The following is a 21,265-nucleotide window of genomic DNA, read 5'->3' on the forward strand; positions in this document are numbered from 1 at the left end:
ACAGCATGAGTACACACTCCCATGACCAATATCGAGAAAATGTGGCAGGGCGTGCCGATGTGGCAGACACCCCTGAGCTAGTGGCCTATTACCAAGAACTAGATGCATTGAAGACAGGTGCATTATGGACGGTTGCAAACAAGATTGAACCGTGGCAACCGAAATCAAGCTCAGTGCCTGTGTTATGGCGCTACCGTGACTTACGCGAACATGTGTTGCGCTCAGTTGAACTAGTGACACCCGAAAAAGCGGGGCGTCGCGTGATTTATCTAAATAACCCAGGCCGCCAAGATGTCGCTGCTGCAGTCGGTTGGTTATATTCAGGTCTACAAGTCATGCACCCGGGAGAGGCCGCTTCGGCTCATGCCCATTCGTCCTCTGCATTGCGGTTTATTATGGAAGGGCGTGGGGCATACACTATTGTCGAAGGGCAAAAAATGATGCTAGAAGCCAACGACTTTGTACTGACGCCGAATGGGACATGGCATGAACACGGTGTCGCGGAGGATGGCTTACCTTGTATCTGGCAAGACGGGTTAGATATCCCCTTAGTCAACGCCATGGAAGCTGGGTTTTACAAAGTGCATCCTGACTTACATCAAGTGCAAGCACGACCTATCGATTACCCCGTGGGTATGTGGGGGGGAACTGCATTACGCCCTCACGATATTGGGTGGAATAAACCTTACTCACCATTATTTAAATACCAATGGGGGCCAACCTACGAGGCATTATGTCGTGCGGCGAAAGTAGCGGATGGCTCAGTATTTGATGATATTTTGATGCACTACACTAACCCTCTTACGGGTGGTCCGGTAATGCCAACTATTGGGGCAAGCATGCAATTGCTACGTCCAGGATTTGTGGGTAAAGCTCATCGCCATACGGGGAGTTTTATTTATCAAGTGGCGAAAGGGCAAGGGTACTCCGTGATTAATGGACAACGTTTTGAGTGGCAAGAGCGTGACATTTTCTGCGTGCCATCGTGGATGTTCCATGAACATGTGAATACTTCACAAACCGAAGATGCATGTCTGTTTTGCTTTAATGACTTACCCGTAATGCACTCTTTGGGACTCTATTATGAAGAGGCTCTAGTAGAAAATGATGGTCACCAGAAAGTCATTATCTAGGTGAATACTATGTTTCTTATTGATTAGTTTAATTATTTTACTATTCCAATTTACGTGAAGAAGTGAGTGAGGCAGCCACCTCATTCAAGGAGAAAGAGAATGCGCTTAATAACTTATCGTTCTGATGTGACCGCGGCAGCTCGTTTAGGAGCAGTTGTTAATCAACAAGTAGTGGATTTAGCCCTTTTGGCACAAGAGCAAGGGTTGTACTTGCCTGACAACATGTTGGATTTTATCGATTTAGGTCCACAAGGTGTGCGTGTTGGTACAGAACTCCTGAATACATATCAAGGGCAATTCCCCGCAGGGACTGCGTGGCCGGTACAAAATGTGAAAATTTTGGCGCCGATCCCTCGCCCGCGTAAAAATATTTTTGGTATTGGCTTGAACTATGTTGAACATGTGGCGGAATCCAGCCGCACATTAGACACTTCAAAAGAGCTACCAAAACAACCTGTTATTTTTTCTAAGCCGCCAACCACAGTGATTGGACCGGGAGATGCCATTGAACATAACGCTAAAATTACCCAACAATTAGACTGGGAAGTTGAGTTGGCAGTGATTATCGGTACGCGTGCGAAAAGTGTTGCGGCAAAAGATGCACTTAACTATGTGTTTGGTTACAGCCTGATGATTGATATGAGTGCGCGTGATTGCCGTCGTGCAGGGCAATGGATTTACTCAAAAGGGCAAGATACCTATGCGCCATTTGGACCTTGCATTGTGACGGCTGATGAGATCCCAGATCCTCATATTTTAGATTTAAGCTTGAAGGTGAATGGTGTAACCAAACAATCCTCAAATACACGTCATATGCTATTTAATGTGAATACATTGATTGAAGATATTAGCCAAGGGATCACATTAGAACCCGGTGACATTATTGCCACAGGTACTCCTGAAGGGGTCGGAGCGGGGAGAACACCACAAGAATGGGTATGGCCGGGAGATGTGATTGAAGCATATGTTGAGAATATTGGTGAACTGCGCCATCCAGTTGTCGCCGTTTAAGGGGGAAATATGCTTAATTTGCAGACATTTAAAGCCGCTGCGGTACAAGCAGCTCCGGTGTTTCTCGATACCAATGCGACGGTAGATAAAGTTTGTCATTTAATTGAGGAAGCGGCTGATAACGGGGCGAAATTGGTCGCATTTCCAGAGGTTTTTATTTCTGGTTACCCTTATTGGAGTTGGGTGATGAACCCGATAGATGGCAGCCCATGGTTTGAAAAACTGTGCAAATCTGCCATTGAAGTTCCAGGACCTGAAATACAAAAAATTGCTCAAGCTGCCGCACGCCATCACATCAATGTTGTGATTGGTGTGAATGAGCGAAATCCTAATGGCATTGCTACGTTATATAATACGTTAGTGACAATTTCTGATGAAGGAAGAATTCTGGGGCGTCATCGTAAATTAGTCCCAACATGGGCAGAAAAATTAACGTGGGCAAATGGAGATGCCTCTTCATTAAAAGTGCACCAGACCAGTATTGGGCCACTTGGGGCGTTAGCGTGTGGGGAAAATACCAATACATTGGCCCGTTTTGCTTTATTGGCGCAAGGCGAACTAGTCCATATTGCGAGCTATATCGCCTTACCCGTTGCACCAAAAGATTACGACATGGCCGAGGCGATCCGTTTACGTGCTTCAGCCCACTGTTTCGAAGGTAAAGTTTTTACGGTTGTTTCGTGTTCGACCGTGTCAGAAGAAATTATTGATGCAATGTCTGTAACCCATCCAGAAGCCCGTGAGTTACTGGCTCGACCAAATAGTGCTTTCTCAGGGATCATCGGGCCTGATGGGCGGGTTGTAGGCCAACCTTTGATTGACAAAGAAGGCATTGTTTATGGTGAAATTGATTTGCATCGCTGTATTCAGCCACGACAAATGCATGATATTACAGGCCATTATAACCGTTTTGATATCTTCGATTTACAAGTAAACCGCCGGCCATTAACGGCAGCACGTTTTCACGGTAATGGACAAGACAGTGAAGCCTTAAACGCATTTCCAGAATCAAGTGAGTCATTTGGGGAGAATGAGGTATGAATTTAGCACGTACATATCGTATTGGGCAGATTGTCCCATCATCAAATACCACGATGGAAACAGAAATTCCGGCCATATTACGCGCTAGAGAAGCGCTGTTTGCGGAGCGCTTTACTTTTCATTCAAGCCGTATGCGCATGCAAAAAGTGACCAAAGAGGAGTTGGCAAAAATGGACTCCGATAGTGACCGCTGTGCTATTGAGCTGTCAGATGCTGCGGTTGATGTACTGGGGTATGCCTGTTTAGTTGCGATTATGAGCATGGGGAAAGGTTACCATCGCATTTCGGAAAAACGTTTATTTCAACGTACGGTAGATAATGGCCATCCAGCACCTGTCGTGACGAGTGCTGGAGCATTAGTTGATGGCCTACATGCGATGGGTGCTAAAAAAGTGTCTATTCTAACGCCGTATATGAAGCCGTTGACGCAGTTAGTGATTGATTATATTGAAAGTGAAGGCATTGAAGTGGTAGATAGTATTTCATTGGAAATTCCCGATAATTTAGACGTGGGTCGGCAAAACCCATTAGCCCCAGTGGAAATTACGAAAAAACTAAACACCCAAGTAGATGCAATTGTGGCTTCTGCATGTGTACAAATGCCTTCACTACCTTCAATACAATTAATTGAAGACAGAATAGGTTTACCGGTACTGTCTTCTTCGGTGGCAACGACTTATATGATGCTAAAAAAGCTGGGTTTAGAAACGCGTGTTGATGGGTTTGGTTCCCTGTTGAGTGGAAAGTTTTAGCTGAATTATCGCCGACTTCTGCTACTCTTGAGCGGTTGTAACCAAATGCAATAATTCAAGAGTTTATCAAGGGGAGCGAATGAGAAACTCAAAGGTTTTTGTTGATAATTACTTGCCTGCCCTGTTGGGGCAGGCTTGGATGTTAGTATCATCGGAATTTCATGCTATTGTTGAAAAAAAAGGGTTGTCAGTCTTAGAGTGGCGAGTGTTATCCACCCTAGCAGGCAATGGCTCGATGGGGATCACTGAGCTCTCACAAAAAACGGTCAGTAAACAACCGACAATTACTCGCGTACTGCAACGGTTAGAGCAGCAGGGGCACGTGGTTCGCCACAGTAACCATAATGGAAGTGATAAGCGCATAACACTTGTTAGTGTGACATCAAGTGGAATGTCACTGGTCGATGGTTTACTTGTTGCAGCTCAGCAACACGAAGAAGCAGTTTTAGCCCCTTTGGGGGTGCGTAAAAGTAAGCTACTTAAGCAAGTACTACAAGAACTTGTTGAGCGGTACAGTATTGAAAACACCAATACAGCTGATAAAAGCACGTCGGATAAAAATAATGCAAAAACGGTAAAAAGGAAAAAATTAGGCAGTCAAAATTTATCCAAAGAAACAACAAAGTAGTCGATTAATGATGGTTTAGTCCTATTTTTGATGGCAATACACAGCTTATTATTGATATTGCGTTTAACTATTTATTTATCAAATAGATAAATAAGTTTTTTATGGGTATTTAAGTCAGTGATGATTTTTCGCAACCTGATGATAGATAAGCTATTTCTTAATTTTATTATTTTTGTATCGATTGATTAATTGCCACTTTACATTGATTCAATTTATCTATTTACTGCATAACTGATAATTAATGATTAGCTAAACATGGAGCAATCAATGTCAGTAGTGACACTTGTACTCGTTTTTTTATTAGCCGTTATTGTGAGCGTTTTTATATCACGATTGCTCAAAGATATTATTCCATTACCCTTGATACAGATAGCATTGGGGGCAGGATTATCTTTATACGGTTTTACGGTTGAGTTTGAACCTCACCTATTTTTGTTTTTATTTATTCCTCCTTTATTGTTTCTTGATGGCTGGCGTATTCCTAAAGAAGCCTTATTTCAAGAAATTAAGCCGATCATGTCGTTAGCTATCGGTCTCGTGGTGGTCACGGTTATTGGTATGGGCTTCTTTATACATTGGCTCATTCCAGCCATTTCTTTGGCCGTCGCTTTTGCGCTGGCGGCTATTTTGTCGCCTACAGATCCTGTTTCCGTGTCTGCCATGACCGTCAATTCCCCATTGCCATCGCGGATGGCGCATATTCTAGAGGGGGAATCATTGCTGAATGATGCAACGGGTTTGGTGTGTTTCAGTTTTGCGGTGGTCGCTGCGTTAACAGGCACATTTTCCCTTGTCTCAGCGGCTGGGCAATTTGTATTTGTGGCATTTGGCGGAATTTTAATTGGTCTGCTGGTCGCTTGGGCAATTGGTTGGTTAAATCAATTATTGGTTAAGCGTACAGGGGAAGAACCTGCTATTCAGATTATGATCAGCTTATTGATGCCATTTACGGCTTATTTGTTAGCTGAACATCTACATGTCTCTGGTATTTTAGCGGCGGTGGTTGCTGGTATTGCCATGCACTATGAAAAAATTGCAGGGCGCATGCAAGCCGCTACACGTATGCAAAGTAAAGCGGTGTGGGATACGGTACAAACTGCGTTGAACGGGATGATTTTTATCCTGTTAGGCGAGCAGTTACCGGGTATGTGGACAAATATGCCTGAAGTTGCCGAATCCGCAGGTGCTAGCCACCCTTGGATGTTATTTGTTTATGTGGTGGTGATTACGGTCGCATTGGCTATTTTGCGCTTTAGTTGGGTGTGGATCTCAATGACGCTAACGGTATTCCATAATCGCCGTCGCGGTAAAGAAGCGGATGTCATGCATATTCGTATGATGGCGGTAATGGCGACAGCGGGTGTGCGCGGAGCGATTACATTAGCGGGTATTCTCACGTTACCTTTATTGATGCCTGATGGTTCATTATTTCCGAATCGAGATTTAGCCATTTTCTTGGCGATGGGCGTGATTTTGTGTTCATTACTGATTGCCAGTATTGCACTGCCTATTTTAACGAAAGGGCTGGTACAAGACTTACCTTATGATAATGACGAAATCCGAGCGCGATTGGCTTTAAATGAAGCGGCGATGGCGCATTTACGTGACCTGATGAACCACCCATCGGATGATATGGATGAAATTGCCATGCGTACTGAGGTTGGGGCTCAATTGTTAGAAATTTATGGTAGACGACTCGATAATTCAGATGAAACTGAATCAGATGTTTATGATTTACATAGAATGATTGAGATGGAACGAAACATGTCGAAGTCAGCGCTGAAAGCTAAACGCGATGCACTTTACTTGATGCGCAAAAACAAAAACATTAATGAGCGAGTTTATCACCGCTTGCGTGATGAACTTGATTTAAAAGAAGAAACGCTTAATCACCATAAAAACGGCAAACATTAGTTAGAGAAAAATGACCTGAATTTATTTAGGTCATTTTTTTATGAATGTCATTCAAGTAGGTTTGACGGTTTGTATAGATTGCAGGTAAGTTAGTAATAATTCTATTTAGGAAATTTATATGTTACAAGGCACTGTTAGCTTAAGCATTATTATTACCATCACTTAGTGGTGGGGATAAGCTACATCCTAAACCCGCCAGATAAGGCGGGTTTTTTGTCCTTATCTGGTTAACTTTCAGTAAGGAGCTATTTATGAATTTAACAGAAGCCTCACCATTATTAAAAAACCCGCCTCGTTTGCATTTTCTTTGTGGCAAAATTGCTTCAGGGAAATCGACATTAGCAAAACAACTGGCTAACTCCCTCAGTACTATTTTGCTCTGTGAAGATGAGTGGCTTGCTGCCCTTTACCCTAATGAAATTACTGAACTGGCTCACTATGTTGAAAAAAGTACTTTAGTGAAGCAAGTATTAGAAGGCCATATTAAGCAATTAATACAGGCTGGGAATAACATTGTGATGGATTTTCCTGCGAATACACCAATGCAGCGGCAATGGTTAGCGTCACTAGCACAGTCATCTGATGTCCCTTATGTATTTCATGTATTGCAGGTAAGTAATGACGAATGTAAAGCAAGACTTTCAGCGCGTAATTTAGCAAGGGAAAACCCCTTTCAAACCTCTGAAACGCAGTTTGATTTAATTACGGCACATTTTTCTTATCCAAAAAGTAGCGAGCAGTTAATCTGCAAATTTTACCCATAAAAATAACAGGTCTGAGTAATAAACCTCTGGAGGATAATTATTACTCAGATTTATAGTCATTTAGGGCGATACATTTTTAAATTTTGCTGCTGTTCTATCCAATAATAATCGGCGGGTCCTCCAGCACGTAATAATGGCTTCTGGCCAGCACAATCATATAACCCATCATTCAATGCGGACTCATCAATATGCACCATAACAACTTCTCCCATCACCATCCAAGTATCCAATAACTGGCCATCAGCACGTTTCAGTTGTTGGTATTGTGTGACAACACATTCCATTGAAACGGGGGTTTGAGCAACGCGAGGGGGAGAAACTAATGTAGAAGGTAGAGTCGACAGCCCTGTTAATGCAAATTCGCTTTCACCATGTGCCAGTGTGGCACTACTCATATTTACGTGCTCGCCAAGTGCAAGGGTTGCGAGGTTATACACAAATTCCCCTGTTTCAATGGCATTAGTTACTGAATCTTTTTTTCCAACGCTAGAAAAGGCCAATATAGGTGGTGAGTAATTGAAAATATTGAAAAAACTATAGGGAGCTAGATTGGTTCTGCCTTTGCTATCTTGGGTTGATATCCAACCAATCGGCCTAGGGCCAATAAGTGATGGGATAGGATCATGGGGTAGCCCGTGACCTTGTTGTGGCCGGTAACTGTAAAATTTCGTTATCATTTTTGGAGTCCTTTTTAACGTTACTCTAGCGGATATTTTAACTAGATGTTAGGTGTTTAGATAAAAAATGCGATTAATGTATAAAGAATGCAGTAAGTGGATACGTTATTTTTATTTAGCACTAAGATAGATAACTTAAGATAATAATAATAATTTAAATAGTAATTGATGATTACTTTATTTTAATTGTGGTTGTTTATGTTGAATTTATCATTTAACCCTATTTTTGTGTAAAAGTAGTGGATTTATTTGTTTTAATTGTTTGCGTTGTTTTATTCTTTTGAATTTATTTTATCCAGCACGTTAATATTTTGAGTTTAATTTATTCATCTTGCTACTATCTCAGTTGTTATGTTATTTAATATTTTGATTTATTTGGTTTTTTTATTTATTTTATAAATTATATAATAGACGCTATATAATTTAATAGAAAATAACTATCAAATTATATATGTTCGATCGATATAAACGTGTTTACAGAATTAATTAATAAACCTATATTTAAATTCAATTGCTTCTATCTGTGATTGGATATATCCACTTTTTTACATTAAAACAATTATGGTTTAAATTCAGATTTTGTTTTTTAATTTATTATATGAAGGTGTTGTTTGTTGGAATTAATATGATAAAAACAAATGCATTATTACGTCGAGATGTTGGGTTATTTTTAAGGCAAGCTAGAATTGATAAGTCACTAACAGGATACCAATTAGCGAAAATATTAAAAATAAGTCAACAGCAAGTTTCTCGTTATGAAAGAGGAGAAACAGGTATTAATATTGAAATATTAAATGTCTTTTTGAATGTATTAGAAAAAAATTGGTTAGAGTTTTTTTTCAAAGTATTAGTTAACCATTCAAGTGAAATTGCAGATATAAGAACACAAGATGAAATTTTTTATCTCATCGAAAGATCATTTTTCTACTATTATGGAAAAATGAAAATTAGATGATTTTCAATGGTTTTTATTGAAATAGTAATTTACATATATTACAGCTCTTAGTTTTGTGTCTTCTTTAATTGGATTAAATATGGAAATTAGACTTACGCTATTAATTTTTTAATGGTGTATTTTTTGTAATTTAATTTTTTAATTGAAAGGAAAAATATATGCGATTACCCAAATTAAATATTTCCCCCCAGTTATCAAAATCATCTCGGTTATTTATTTTCACTGCATTGATGACAACTTTTTTATCAACAAATTCTGCGGCAGACAATACAGGCACAGTTGATTTCGAAGGTGTCGTTGTGAGTACACCTTGTAATATAGCGCAATCTTCTCTCAAGCAACTTATTGATTTTGGGCAGTTATCTCGTAGAGCGTTGGAAAATGGTCGTGTAGCTGAAGTGAAATTTAATATTGAATTTACGGGATGTGATTTCGCTGATTTTGATACCGATGCAGCAGGAAAACCCATTGCTGTTAAATCAATGGAGTTAGTGTTTACAGGCCAAAGTTATGCGGATGCAACGAATACTTTGCTTTCTACTTCTGCAGGCAATACCAACAATGTGGGAATTGGTATTGATGGATTTGAATTTGGAAAAGCGAAAGATGTGTTCTCACGCATTATTAATAAGAAGGGAGATAACGTGCTGTCTTTCAAAGCGTTAGCAAAGGCTGTTGATACGACGAAAAGTGTATCGGAAGGTAAGTTCAGTGCGGTAACAAACTTTCGTATTACTTATCAATAACTAAACAGTTTAACCGCCAGTATTGGCTGGTGGTTAAATGAGAGCCAGTAGAGGGGGTGTCGTGGTCAGTTATCAAAGGGCTATGGATATAACAGTACTGTTGGCCATGCTTATTTTTAGTATTCATTCATATGCAGACAGCAAAAGTATTAAACCCTACAACGTCAGTGCAATAACGTTACTTAAAGGTAGCGTCATTGATGCGCCGTGTTCAATATCATTGCAAAACCGCTATCAAACTATTGATTTTTCTTCTTTGGCTCTCGCTTCTGTGTCGAATAACGTGCAACGAGAAATGCATGATCAACCTTTTATTATTGAGCTACAAGACTGTGGTAGTGTTTATTCAACCATTGATCTAAAAACATGGAAGATACGCTTTGTTGGCCAAAGTGCGCAATACATTGATGCTTTTATATTGCAAGGTGCTTCTGAAGGGGTGGGTATTTCGGTATTAGATAATTCAAAAAGACGATTACAGCCTAATAAGGATTATTTATTATCTGACAATGTATTGCATCAAGATAAATCTGGCTACAGCCTTTTCCTTCGTTATTTCCTACGTCTGGAATTAACTGGACAACCTATCCAAGCAGGTCGTTATTACGGACTGATCCGCTTTTTCATCGATTACCAATAACACGCACGAAGAATACGTTTTTATGCGCTTCATTTTGAAGATGCACTCTTATTGCATTTAATCTGGTATAGCGAGGATGGTATAGAGCATGGTGTTCAAAATTAACGCGAAATTGAAGCAGGCTTGGCGTATTGTTTTTCTGTTATCGAGTCTTATGGGATGCAAAGTATTTGCCTCTGAATTTAATACAGATGTTTTAGATGCGGATGATATTCAGAATATTGATATGAGCCAGTTTTCAGTAGCTGGGTATACGCTACCAGGAAATTATGTCTTTACTCTCTTTGTTAATGGGCAACGTTTAGGGGCACCCCGTGATATCTCCGTTTATGAAAATAAGCCAATCGCAGGTGAATCAACTCAAGTCACACAAACCATCTGTATTCCACCAGATGTCCTTGAATTAATAGGTTTAAAGCGTTCGTCGATGGAAAAAGTGACACTTTCCCATAATGGAAAATGTCTTGATTTTTCTGCGTTAGCAGGGGTTCAAACAACCATCGAGCTCAGTACATTGTCGCTGAAAATGACGGTTCCACAAATATGGATGGAATATCGCGACCCTTACTGGGTACCCGCTAATTTATGGGAGGAAGGAATAGGTGGTGTATTTATTGATTACAATGCGAACATTTCTGCAACCAAAGAAACGGATAGTCATCGGCAAATCTATTTATCAAGTAATGGGGTCACTGGGGTAAATTGGGGGGCTTGGCGCCTACGGGGTGATTACAGTACATCTTATCAGAAGCAGCGGGGCGATTACCCTCAAGAGAAACATAACTTTGATTTTACTCGCCTTTATGCGTTTACCTCCTTGAAAGAGAGTGCCTCAATCTTTACGTTGGGGGAAAATTATTTTTATTCGGATATTTTTGAATCTTGGCAATATACCGGTTTTTCTTTAGAAAGCGATGACCGCATGCTGCCGCCTAAATTAGTTGGGTATGCACCGGAAATTATTGGTGTTGCAAATACGAATGCAATTGTGATTGTTCGCAGCCAAGAACGCATTATTTCTGAAACGGCAGTTCCTCCCGGCCCATTTCGTATTCAAACTCTTGATAGCGGCATTCGTGGTGTCTTAGATGTGACCGTCCGCGAAGAAAATGGGGAAGAGAGTAAGTTTAGTATCAGTACGGCCTCGTTGCCTTATTTAACACGTCCCGGACGCGTTATCTATAAGGCTGCTATGGGAAAGACGCGTTATGACAATCGGCATTTAACAGGGGAGCCTGTTGTAAGTGGTGAATTATCATATGGTGTTTCAAATGCATGGTCATTATATGGAGGCACCCAGCTTAATGGTTATTACCAAAGTGCAGCGCTAGGAATAGGGCGAGATCTTTTTTCAATCGGTGCGGTTTCTTTTGATATCACACAATCTTTTGCCGATTTTTCAGATAAAAGACGCCAAGGACGTTCTTATCGCGTTAATTATGCAAAATCTTTCGATGATTTACGTACTGACATTACCTTTGCAGGTTACCGATTTGCTGACAAAGAATACCGAACATTGACGCAGTTTATGGATGAAGACAGAGTTGGTTATAGTGTTCAGGCGGCAAAAGAAAATTATCAATTATATTTAAATAAATATTTCGATGATTTCAATATTTCTCTTAATTATCAATATAGTACATATTGGCAACATGACTCACAAACACAATACGGTTTATACGTTAATGCGCCTTTAAACTTCCCTCTTTTGTCCCAAAATGCGGCAAATTTATCATTATCAGCGAGCCGTACAGAGCGAGACAATGGTAATGAAGATGATGCCATTAATCTGTATCTCAATGTACCGTTATTTCGTGGACATAGTGTCACATTCTCTGAACTCTACTCACGCTCAGCGGGGAATAACCAATTTAATCATCAGGTTGGATATAGCGGTTATGGGGAGCAGGATAATTTTAATATCAACGTTGGTTATAACCATGGGCAAAATATAGATAACCAAGTCAGTTTGAGTGGTTTCTATTCACGAGATATCTCTCAAGCAAGTACATCTCTAAATGCGAGCTATGTACCTGATCAGTACCACAGTATTGGTGGATCAATAAATGGTGGGCTCACATTAACCTCTAAAGGGGCGGCCTTACACCGCTCCGCGCACGGTGATACACGACTTATGATTGAAACACCGGGGGTGAGCGGGGTTCCTCTCGAAAATGGTGTAACTAAAACCAATGCATTTGGATTGGCCGTTATTCCCAATGTGAATAGTTATCGAAAATCTACCGCTTCAATCAATACCAGCCAGTTACCCGATGATATAGAAAGCCTCGATCCCTCAACGGATATTACGTTAACCAAAGGTGCCATCGGTTATCGCAGTTTATCGGTGATGAAAGGCGAAAAGTTATTCGCTGTCTTTGTTCAGTCGGATGGGAAGCACCCGCCTTTTGGCGCCAGTGTACGTAATAAAAATAATCAAGAATTGGGGCTTGTGGGTGAAGGTGGTGTGACGTGGTTAGTGGGGGTTTCACCTCAAGAAAAGTTGGCGTTGTATTGGAATAACCAGCCACAGTGTGAGTTATCTCTACCTGAAAAATTAAATGGGCTTACGGATTTGTTATTGCTGCCATGCTCTTCAGTCAAAGCGCTCCGTTCAGTTAATTCATCATCAAGTAAATGATTATGAGGCTAATTATGTGGAAGTTAGATATCTATTATCAATGGATTATGAGAGTTCTGTTTGTCATACCAATATTGTCTTTTAATACTGATGCCGCAGTGACTTTGGATCGCACTCGGATCATTTTCCCTGGGGATGCGAAATCGATCAATATCAAGATAACCAATGATAATCCAGAAGAAGCATATCTCGCGCAAAGTTGGATTGAAGACCCGCAAGGTAACAAGTTAATAAAAGGAGCGTTATTAGCCACGCCACCTCTACAGCGTGTCGAGCCGAGGAGTCAAAGCTTAGTTCGTTTGAGTTTGACGCCTTTGCTTAGTCAGTTACCGCAAGATAGGGAATCCGTATTTTATTTTAATTTACGAGAAGTCCCGCCTAAATCTCATGATGCGAATACCTTACAAATTGCTTTGCAATCGCGGGTGAAGCTTTTTTATCGGCCCCCGTCCATTTTAGCCGAGTCAGAAACAAATTGGACACATAAGCTCACACTAATGAAGACCAATAAAGGGTATCAACTCAATAATTCAACACCTTTCAATTTGACGGTTATTGGCTTGGGTAATAACCAAAAGCAGTCTGAACAAAGTCAATTTGAGGTGGTGATGGTGCCGCCGAAATCCACCCAAGAATTTGTTTCCCAGCCGCTGACAAAGCCACATTTAACCTATATCAACGACTATGGCGGAAAACCGACTTTGGCTTTTCGTTGTCAGCAAAAGGTTTGCACTGTGGTTGATGAACGTTAATTAAGTCGGGAAATATGCCTAGCATTAATAATAGAAGGAGTAATGCATTGATAAAACATATGCTTATCGGTCTATTTTTCATCAGCGGCATGGTCATCAGTGGCGTGATAGGCGGGATGGCTTCGGCGAGCGAGTTTTTAAATCATACTGCAGTGAATGAATCGCATTATGAAGATTCAAATAGTGGATGGTTAGAAGTGAGCGCTCGGTTATTCAATTCGCCTTGCCACTTAAAAATATCAACTTCAACGGTGATATTGACTCAATGTGGCGCAGGCGGTGCATTTTCTGCGGATAAAACGCAAACAACGCCCGCACAAATACGCTTCTATGATGTGCAGAATGGAAATGTGACGACCATAGAAAAAATGAATTTATTCAACGGTAATAATTTTATTCATCCACCTGCTTCAATGCATAAATCGAATTTATTACGGTTGGAGGTGGTTTATGAGTAAGGCAATTTTACTTTTAAGCCTTGTATTTCCTATCTTTGGTTGGTGTAAGGATAGCCTAGATGTGGAATTTAGCGGAATTTTAGTCAACAAAACCTGTCAGTTAGCGGCTGATTCCATCAATAAGCAGGTGAAAATTGAAAATATACGGTTGAAGTCGATTAATAATAACATTACCAGTGATATCACCCCCTTTTTTATCACGATTGAAAAATGTAGTCAGTCTGACCTCAATAAGATGATAAAGATTACTTGGAAGAGCCCAAAACGCGTTAGTGTCGAGGGGCAAAGTTACCTTGGAACAGATGGAGATAGTGGTGTACTGCTGGGGGTGGTTGATAAGCAAAGAACACTTGTGGTTTGGGAACAATCAATTGAGGTCGAGCCTGTTACGGTTGCCGATGGGACTCAACAATTGGAATTTGGGGTGTTTGCCCGTAAAAACCCGTTGAATGAGGCAAAACAAGGCTTTTTTTCAAGCTCAGCGACTTTTTCATTGGAGTATGAGTGATGAATACAATCAATTGGTTATCTAAATTTATTTTGTGTTTTTTATGCTTCTCTTTTATAGCTAAATCAGATGTTTTAATTGATGTTAGTGCGACGCTAGTCGACCCTGCCTGTCATCTTCGTAGTGAAGACAACAGCACGCCGTTAAAAATCCATTTTGGGGTGATTAATATACCGCATAATTCTGATGATATTTTCCAATCCCATACATTTCCTTTGTATTTAACTGGCTGTAATTGGAATAAAGCGCTCGGTATTATGATTAACCCCAAAAACAGTAACACGATGGTCTATCAAGGAAAAAACATTTTATCAACGGATACTGATGGCCTTGGTATTAATATCAACAATATAACTGGTGGTGTGGCTCATCCACTTGAAGTTAATCAAATTCAGCAAATATTCCCAGAGCAAATAGATGCCACTTTGCAGCGAATTATTTTACAAGCTGACCTCGTTAGTACCCTACCAGCGAGCCAACTCCGTGCTGGAAAATTTAGTGCTATTGCCATGATTTCGGTCACTTACTATTAAGGCGGTAATATCGGTTATGTCTAATTTTCAAATCCTATTTCAGGTGGTTTCTTGCTCTATGGTGAAAATACCATTTCCCTTATTTTTGAGGAGAGAGTTCTTTAAACAACCATCTAGCTTATTAATGTATTTTTTGGTAGTCATTCTTAGTTTGTATGGAATGAAAGCTCATGCAGACTATGCACCCCGAATACAAAATTCCAATTCAGGTTATTCAATTCGGATCGATAGCAATAGTGTTATTGAACCCATTGCACGAGTTGGCTCTGATGGCAAAAATTATTATCGTGTAGGAAACCCTATTGTTATTGACGGTACTAGTGCTCAAGTGAGCGTGTCTGGCTTAGTTGACTGTGTTGGGAGACGATGGGGAAGCAGTAATACAAGAATTCATTCGTCACAGGCATTTCATCGTTTGTTTATGTATGTGGCTTCTGCGGGAGTCACGATTGACGGAAAAACGACCTACCGGATCAATAACAATTTAGTGATGACGGTGGAAACTCCGATAATAAATTGGATAAATATTGATGCAGGAATGTGCTCATATGCTTATGTGGGGCTTGTTAGGTCTGCTCAAGAGTTTACCAGTCAATTTCCGGTTACTATTACATTTTTTATTAATGAGCAAATTATTGATGGAAAACTGGTTATTCCTGCAATGGATTTAGCAGGCTATGTTCGCGCTTTTACTGAACCTAAAACAGCGCCTTCCTTTGAGAGCTGGCCTTTATCTGAATCAACAGTGCCAATGCGTCTTGCCGCTTCCCAGTTAAATGTGAAAGCAATGTGCTCCACGCAAACGAGCTCAGGGCAGGCTAGCACAGTCAATTTGCGACACGGACAATTAAGTAGTATTCATTACGATAGCTTGGTGACGGAAAGTATCAGATACACGTGCAAATTTGCTGCCTTAACGAAGGTAAGGTTACGGTTAGACTATGCCACAGATGGTGATCCACAAAAACGTTTGCCGATGAAAGATGCTTCAAATAGAACAATTTACAGTCAATTAGACATTGTGGATGAGCAAACTGGGGCGACAGGCACAGACATTCGTGTGGGGATTCAGTCAGATCGTACTATTCAGATACGTAGTCGTATTCAAGGCAGCAATGCAGACGCAGGAAGCTATCAAGGGTCTGCATGGTTAATCGCCACATTTGATTAAATGGAGTTTTTGAATGGTTAGATATTATCCACCAATTCTCTGAATAAAGCTGGATGGACTTTGCCCTAACCATTTTTTAAACATGGTCGAAAAAGACCCAACGCTATTGTAGCCTAAATCGAATGCGACCTCGGTAATGGATTTACCCGCAGAAATGTGGGTAATCGCACTTAATAAACAAGCTTGCTGGCGCCAGTCAGAGAAAGATAACCCTGTTTGAGCACCAAAAAAACGGCTAAATGAACGCTCACTTTTGTGCAGTTTTGCCGCCCATTCCTGTGGTAATGAGGTGATTTGTGGGGCTTTTAGGAATTCCCGGCACAATTGGGCTAAATGTTCATCCCGTGGGATTGGGGCGTAGAAAGGCAGGGGTTCTGCTTGTGCAATTTCATGCAAAATCAACTGGTACATCACACCATCACGGCCATTTAAATCATATTCAATTGGGGTATCAACCGCTTCAAGCAATAGCTGACGAAGTAAGGGTGAAACCCTGAGCACTTCACATTTGCTTCCCCTACGTGGAGCGGCTTTGGGCTCAATGTATAAGCTACGCGTACTGACATTCAACATGCGTGTTTCATGAGGCGTATTACAGGGGATCCAAACACCACTATCAGGTGGTATGACCCATTCGCCATCTGCTGTACTCACTTCAATCAAGCCTGTCGCACCATATAGAAACTGGGCGCGGCGGTGAACGTGAGAATCAAGCAGCACGTTTGGTAGGTAATCAGTGCCGATAGCTAAAACATCACGCGGAATTGTATCGACCGTTTTTAGAGGAATATTTCGCATAGTAATTTTCTTGGCTGATATTCAAAAGTTATTGTCTATTTTCTGAATATAGGCAATTTTTATTGATATAACCACATGTTTTTCATGGTTGGCTGAAATTCCAATGTGTTTGGCGGTTTTTCGAAAGTTGGCAAGCAGGGAAATGATTACTCTAGCGCGGCAACCTAATGTATGCCAGAGGTAGAGTTATCATGGAAAATTATCACGATCAGGCGGATAGCAAGAGTTTGATTGACCCCCTAACCCGTCGTCGGTTTATTCAAGGCAGCTCTGCACTCATGGCTGTCCCATTTATTGCCACAAACACGGTCGCATCGACACCAGAAAACCCGAATATTATCCCAACCACAATGCTGCAAAATAACGGTGAGCGTGTGGTCTCGACCTGCAGTAGTTTTGACTGTGGTGGAAAATGTGATATTCGAGCGCATGTTAAAGAAGGCGTGGTAACACGAATTAGTACCCGTCCAGATGCCGATTTAGACGAAGAGATGCCAATCATGCGCGCTTGCGTGCGTGGCCGCAGTTATCGCAAATTCGTTTATCACCCGAATCGATTGAAATACCCAATGAAACGCGTGGGTAAGCGTGGTGAAGGGCGCTTTGAACGCATTAGCTGGGAAGAGGCGACAACACTGATTGCCGACAACATGCAGCGAATTAACGAACAATATGGCCCTGCATCACGCTTTGTTAGCCTTAGTACTGGGGTAACGGGGGGAATTTTTTCCGGTGCCAATATGCTACGCCGGCTATTTAATATCACAGGTGGCTTTCTGGAAAATTACCATTCAGTGAGCAACGGCAATACCATGGCGGTCACGCCTTATACTTATGGCACGTCGGCCAGCGGTAGCACGCTAGACACACTCGAAGATACGCCATTGGTGATCTTGTGGGGACATAACCCGAACGAAACCATTTTTGGCCATACTAATCATTATTTCCAAAAAATGAAAAAAAATGGCACCAAATTCATTGTGGTTGACCCACGTTATTCGGATACCGCATCGTCATTAGCCGACCAGTGGATCCCTATTTTGCCGACCACAGATAACGCGATGATGGATGCCATGATGTATGTGATCATCAGCGAAGGGCTTCATGATCAGGCCTTTATCGATAAATACACCTTGGGGTTTGATGAGCACCAGATGCCTGAAGGCATCCCTGAAAATGAGTCATTGATGGCTTATTTAATGGGAAAAAAAGATGGGGTCGTGAAAACCCCTGAATGGGCGGAACCCATCACGAAAGTGCCCGCGGATACCATTCGTCAACTGGCTCGTGAGTACGCCAATACAAAACCTGCAGCGTTAATGCAAGGTTGGGGCCCTCAGCGCCATATTTGTGGTGAACGCTCTGCAAGAGGTGCCACGCTGTTAGCTACCATCACCGGAAATGTAGGCGTGAAAGGGGGTTGGGCTGCGGGCTATGGGGTGGCTGTCACCCCTGATTTACGTAAAACGTTAGCGGGGCCTAGCTTATTTGAAAACCCAGTCAAAGCAAAAATCAATATCACCAATTGGGTACAAGCTTGTGAAAACAAAGACCTTGTGACGCCAAATAATGGTTTAAAAAACGCAGAAAAACTCGATACCGAAATCAAAATGATTTTTTCGTTAGCGGGTAACTATATGACTAACCAGAACCCCGATATTTTGCATGCGGCTAATGTTCTGGAAGATGAAAGTAAAGTCGAGTTTATCGTTTATAGCGACTTATACATGACTCCCAGCGCCAAGTATGCAGATATTTTACTGCCTGAAACCAGTTTCTTAGAGCGTTGGAATGTGGGGGGCACATGGGGAACCGGTGATTATATTATTTTATCTGAAAAAGTCGTTGAGCCTGAATTTGAGCGCCGTAGTGACTATGAATGGTTACGAGAGGTTGCGGATAAACTTGGGGTTGGTGAGACATTCAGTGAAGGTCGAACAGAGAAAGAGTGGATTGAGCATTTAGTTAACGATGCCCACCAAAAGCGCCCAGAAGACGGCATTCCAACGTTTGATGAGTTGCTGGTTAAACGTCGCCATTTGTTAAAACATAAACCCCATGTTGGCCATGTCGCTTTTGAGAAAAATATTAACGATATCGATAATAACCCGTTTGAAACGCCATCTGGAAAAATTGAGATTTTTTCTCAGCGCCTCTATGAGCGTAATGATGTGGAGATCCCTGCGCTATCTCATTATGTACCCGCCATTGAAGGGCCAGAAGACGAGCTAGTTTCACGCTATCCATTGCAATTAATTACTTGGAAAGGCCGTAATCGTGCCAATTCAACACAATTTGCGAACCCGTGGCTACAAGAAGTGCAGCGCCAAGAGTTGTGGATCAACCCCATCGATGCCAAGCGACGAAATATTACAGATGGAGAGCGAGTCAAAGTGAATAACGACCGCGGTATCACCATGGTACCCGTCAAAATCACCCAGCGGATTATGCCTGGCGTGGTGGCTTTACAGGCCGGAGCATGGTGGCAACCTGACGAAAATGGCGTTGACCAAGGCGGTTGCGCTAACGTTTTAACATCAGCCCGTAGCACAGCAATGGCACACGGAAATGCCCATCAAACCTTATTGGTGGAGGTAAGCAAAGCATGAGTGAATTTCACGTTTATCCCGCGGTAAGCAGCAAACAGCTTGGTTTTTATATCGACTCTGCACGGTGCTCAGGTTGTAAAGCCTGCCAAGTGGCGTGCAAAGATAAAAATAACCTCGATGTGGGTCGCAAGTATCGTCGTGTATATGAAGTCGCAGGCGGTGAGTTTATCGAAAACGGCACTGGAGGGCTGGTGAATAACGTCTTTGCCTATACGTTATCCATTTCATGCAACCACTGTGCCGACCCAATGTGTGTGAAAAACTGTCCAACGACAGCCATGCACAAACGTGAAGGGGACGGTATCGTGATGGTCAACACAGATAAATGTGTGGGGTGTGGAACTTGCGCGTGGTCTTGTCCCTATGGTGCACCGCAAATGAACCCTGAAACCAAACAAATGTCGAAATGTGATTTTTGTATCGACCTACAACTCAAAGGTGAGCAACCCGTCTGCGTCGCCACGTGTCCATTAGGGGCCATTCAGTTTGGCCCGATAGATGAATTAAGAGAACGTTATGGCGAGCTGGCGGATGTTCGTGGGTTACCGGACTCATCGATTACGCATCCAAATTTAGTGATCCACCCGCACCAAGGGGCCGGCCGCACTCAAAACTCTCAAGGAGAAGTCAAATGAATGAATGGCCACTATTGTTATTCACATTTTTAATGCAAACATCCATTGGGTTGAGTGTGATGTTAGCGCTTTTCGCAAAAAAATTATCAGCGGCGTTGGGCAGTAAAGTTAATGCACAATTTTTGTTGCGGTATGTGTTTGTCGCCTGTGTTTTCGCGGGTATTGGTTTGTTGTCTTCAATTACCCACTTAGGGGTTCCTTTGAATGCGCCTAATTCCTTGTTGAATATTTTTTCATCATGGTTAAGTCGTGAAGTGGTTTTCACTGCGACCTATTTTGCTTTTCTTGGGCTGACCTTTCTATGGCTCTGGTTCAAAAAGGAGCTGTCATATTTGTTACTTGGTTTAGCGATTATCGCTGGGCTGTGTGATGTATATGCCATGGCTTCAATTTATCGTTATACATCAATGTTAACGTGGATGAATGATAATACCTATTTGATGTTCTACGGCACGATGTTAACTGCGGGAGCCGCTGGGTATTATTTATTAATCAATTTGTTATTACGTTTTCATGCAGGTTCGCCAGCGGCGCAAGTTTCAACTCGCGGGTTATGGATACTGTGGGCCGTGATTGGTATTAGCTTGTTAGTCCGTTTAGCTTATCAACCAGCCTATGAAAGCTACTTAGTTAGCACGAGCTATAATAATGAATCGATTACATTTCCTATCGACTCTATCGGTGCTTACCAAGGGATTTGGTCGCTGCGTATTACAAGCTGGGTTGTTGGAATATTGTCGGTGATTGTATTGGGGTATGGATTATTTCGCCATATGCGACAGAGTGCGAGTGGGGTTATGTCTTCGAGCAGCAAAGGATATTTAGTGGTGGGGTGTGCGGCTGCCATGATTGCTGAATTTATGCTGCGCTACTGTTTTTATACGATCCATTGATAAATA

Annotated in this window: 21 protein-coding genes; 19 read left to right on the plus strand and 2 right to left on the minus strand. The window is 41.7% G+C overall.

The window, feature by feature from the left end; genetic code table 11:
- Positions 1 to 5 precede the first annotated feature (5 nt).
- The 7 genes from M1E86_RS02390 (at position 6) to M1E86_RS02420 (ending at position 7,243) form a co-directional block, all read left to right on the plus strand.
- A complete protein-coding gene (locus M1E86_RS02390; RefSeq protein WP_213914062.1) occupies positions 6 to 1,133 on the plus strand; it encodes a cupin domain-containing protein in 1,128 nt (375 codons plus the stop codon).
- Positions 1,134 to 1,232: 99 nt separating this feature from the next.
- Positions 1,233 to 2,144 (plus strand): fumarylacetoacetate hydrolase family protein, encoded by a 912-nt coding sequence (locus M1E86_RS02395; protein ID WP_213914061.1) that lies wholly within the window; start codon positions 1,233 to 1,235, stop codon positions 2,142 to 2,144.
- A gap of 9 nt (positions 2,145 to 2,153) precedes the next feature.
- Positions 2,154 to 3,185, plus strand: a complete 1,032-nt coding sequence (locus tag M1E86_RS02400) for a carbon-nitrogen hydrolase family protein (protein WP_213914060.1) — start codon at positions 2,154 to 2,156, stop codon at positions 3,183 to 3,185.
- Positions 3,182 to 3,937: a maleate cis-trans isomerase family protein gene (locus tag M1E86_RS02405; RefSeq protein ID WP_285316300.1), complete on the plus strand. Its 756-nt coding sequence runs from the start codon at positions 3,182 to 3,184 to the stop codon at positions 3,935 to 3,937. The genes M1E86_RS02400 and M1E86_RS02405 overlap by 4 nt, the downstream gene beginning before the upstream one ends.
- 79 nt (positions 3,938 to 4,016) lie before the next feature.
- The gene (locus tag M1E86_RS02410; RefSeq protein ID WP_213914059.1) at positions 4,017 to 4,565 is read left to right on the plus strand and encodes a MarR family winged helix-turn-helix transcriptional regulator; all 549 of its coding nucleotides are present in this window, start codon (positions 4,017 to 4,019) and stop codon (positions 4,563 to 4,565) included.
- Positions 4,566 to 4,832: 267 nt separating this feature from the next.
- Positions 4,833 to 6,479, plus strand: coding sequence for a Na+/H+ antiporter (locus M1E86_RS02415; protein WP_125892919.1), 1,647 nt, complete (start codon positions 4,833 to 4,835; stop codon positions 6,477 to 6,479).
- A gap of 251 nt (positions 6,480 to 6,730) precedes the next feature.
- Positions 6,731 to 7,243: an AAA family ATPase gene (locus M1E86_RS02420; RefSeq protein WP_213914058.1), complete on the plus strand. Its 513-nt coding sequence runs from the start codon at positions 6,731 to 6,733 to the stop codon at positions 7,241 to 7,243.
- A gap of 56 nt (positions 7,244 to 7,299) precedes the next feature.
- Here the strand turns inward: M1E86_RS02420 and M1E86_RS02425 are convergent, their stop codons facing one another.
- The gene (locus M1E86_RS02425; protein ID WP_125892915.1) at positions 7,300 to 7,920 is read right to left on the minus strand and encodes a flavin reductase family protein; all 621 of its coding nucleotides are present in this window, start codon (positions 7,918 to 7,920) and stop codon (positions 7,300 to 7,302) included.
- A 625-nt stretch (positions 7,921 to 8,545) separates the two neighbouring features.
- Between M1E86_RS02425 and M1E86_RS02430 the strand changes: the two genes are divergently transcribed.
- The 9 genes from M1E86_RS02430 to M1E86_RS02470 all read left to right on the plus strand — a co-directional run bounded on the left by M1E86_RS02430 (position 8,546) and on the right by M1E86_RS02470 (position 16,324).
- Entirely contained in the window at positions 8,546 to 8,875 is a 330-nt protein-coding gene (locus M1E86_RS02430; protein WP_248467529.1) for a helix-turn-helix domain-containing protein, read from the plus strand.
- A 230-nt stretch (positions 8,876 to 9,105) separates the two neighbouring features.
- A complete protein-coding gene (locus M1E86_RS02435) occupies positions 9,106 to 9,621 on the plus strand; it encodes a fimbrial protein (RefSeq protein ID WP_125892978.1) in 516 nt (171 codons plus the stop codon).
- Between the two features lie 37 nt (positions 9,622 to 9,658).
- The gene (locus M1E86_RS02440; protein ID WP_254879812.1) at positions 9,659 to 10,261 is read left to right on the plus strand and encodes a fimbrial protein; all 603 of its coding nucleotides are present in this window, start codon (positions 9,659 to 9,661) and stop codon (positions 10,259 to 10,261) included.
- Positions 10,262 to 10,349: 88 nt separating this feature from the next.
- Positions 10,350 to 12,902 carry a fimbria/pilus outer membrane usher protein gene (locus M1E86_RS02445; RefSeq protein WP_213914057.1) on the plus strand — a complete coding sequence of 851 codons (2,553 nt, stop codon included), beginning with the start codon at positions 10,350 to 10,352 and terminating at the stop codon, positions 12,900 to 12,902.
- 47 nt (positions 12,903 to 12,949) lie between these two features.
- Positions 12,950 to 13,654 carry a molecular chaperone gene (locus tag M1E86_RS02450; protein WP_333987524.1) on the plus strand — a complete coding sequence of 235 codons (705 nt, stop codon included), beginning with the start codon at positions 12,950 to 12,952 and terminating at the stop codon, positions 13,652 to 13,654.
- 47 nt (positions 13,655 to 13,701) lie between these two features.
- Entirely contained in the window at positions 13,702 to 14,112 is a 411-nt protein-coding gene (locus M1E86_RS02455; protein WP_125892908.1) for a fimbrial protein, read from the plus strand.
- Positions 14,105 to 14,620 (plus strand): fimbrial protein, encoded by a 516-nt coding sequence (locus M1E86_RS02460; protein WP_125892906.1) that lies wholly within the window; start codon positions 14,105 to 14,107, stop codon positions 14,618 to 14,620. Before M1E86_RS02455 ends, M1E86_RS02460 begins: the two co-directional genes overlap by 8 nt.
- Positions 14,620 to 15,153, plus strand: a complete 534-nt coding sequence (locus M1E86_RS02465) for a fimbrial protein (protein WP_213914053.1) — start codon at positions 14,620 to 14,622, stop codon at positions 15,151 to 15,153. Before M1E86_RS02460 ends, M1E86_RS02465 begins: the two co-directional genes overlap by 1 nt.
- A 160-nt stretch (positions 15,154 to 15,313) precedes the next feature.
- The gene (locus tag M1E86_RS02470; RefSeq protein ID WP_285316305.1) at positions 15,314 to 16,324 is read left to right on the plus strand and encodes an adhesin; all 1,011 of its coding nucleotides are present in this window, start codon (positions 15,314 to 15,316) and stop codon (positions 16,322 to 16,324) included.
- Between the two features lie 24 nt (positions 16,325 to 16,348).
- On the opposite strand, the gene M1E86_RS02475 is transcribed toward M1E86_RS02470, so the two are convergent.
- Positions 16,349 to 17,122 carry an AraC family transcriptional regulator gene (locus M1E86_RS02475; RefSeq protein ID WP_213914050.1) on the minus strand — a complete coding sequence of 258 codons (774 nt, stop codon included), beginning with the start codon at positions 17,120 to 17,122 and terminating at the stop codon, positions 16,349 to 16,351.
- Between the two features lie 191 nt (positions 17,123 to 17,313).
- Between M1E86_RS02475 and M1E86_RS02480 the strand changes: the two genes are divergently transcribed.
- Genes M1E86_RS02480 through M1E86_RS02490 form a run of 3 tightly spaced genes read left to right on the plus strand, consistent with a single transcriptional unit; the run spans position 17,314 to position 21,259 of the window.
- Entirely contained in the window at positions 17,314 to 19,731 is a 2,418-nt protein-coding gene (locus M1E86_RS02480) for a DMSO/selenate family reductase complex A subunit (protein ID WP_213914048.1), read from the plus strand.
- Positions 19,728 to 20,366: a DMSO/selenate family reductase complex B subunit gene (locus tag M1E86_RS02485; protein WP_213914046.1), complete on the plus strand. Its 639-nt coding sequence runs from the start codon at positions 19,728 to 19,730 to the stop codon at positions 20,364 to 20,366. Before M1E86_RS02480 ends, M1E86_RS02485 begins: the two co-directional genes overlap by 4 nt.
- On the plus strand, positions 20,363 to 21,259 hold the full coding sequence (locus M1E86_RS02490) for a dimethyl sulfoxide reductase anchor subunit family protein (RefSeq protein ID WP_213914045.1): 897 nt from the start codon (positions 20,363 to 20,365) through the stop codon (positions 21,257 to 21,259). The genes M1E86_RS02485 and M1E86_RS02490 overlap by 4 nt, the downstream gene beginning before the upstream one ends.
- The last annotated feature ends 6 nt before the right edge of the window (positions 21,260 to 21,265 follow it).

This window comes from Providencia sp. PROV200, assembly GCF_049901995.1.
Classification (GTDB): domain Bacteria; phylum Pseudomonadota; class Gammaproteobacteria; order Enterobacterales; family Enterobacteriaceae; genus Providencia; species Providencia rettgeri_E.